At 66.4% G+C, this 330-nt stretch carries 1 protein-coding gene; it reads left to right on the forward strand.

Annotation, left to right across the window (positions count from 1 at the left end; translation table 11 throughout):
- On the forward strand, positions 1 to 330 hold a 330-nt coding region (locus AC0VX0_RS12435; RefSeq protein WP_475452223.1), incomplete at both ends, for an AbiTii domain-containing protein.

Raw genomic sequence — 330 nt, forward strand, 5'->3', positions numbered from 1 at the left:
CTCCTACGTCAGCGGCTACAACGTGGTGAGCGGTCAGTCCTGGTCCTGGTACGACTTACCTGCCAAGGCCCGGGAGATCGTCCCTGAGCAGCTGACCCTGCGGTCCCCGCTGGCAGAGATCGAACGGATGGCTGACCAGAAGTTCGTCAAGTTCGGCAGCGGCCCGCTGAGTGCAGCCCTGCAGATCCTCAACGACACCCTGTCCTTCGCTCAGCAGGCCCATGAGCTGGCCTACTCCGTGCCGGGCGCGACCCTCACGGGGATCGTCGACAGCATCCGCACCAGCCTGGTCGAGCTCGTCGCCGACCTCACCGCCGACACCCCCCTCGG

It is taken from the genome of Micrococcus sp. iso_26, from assembly GCF_056172975.1.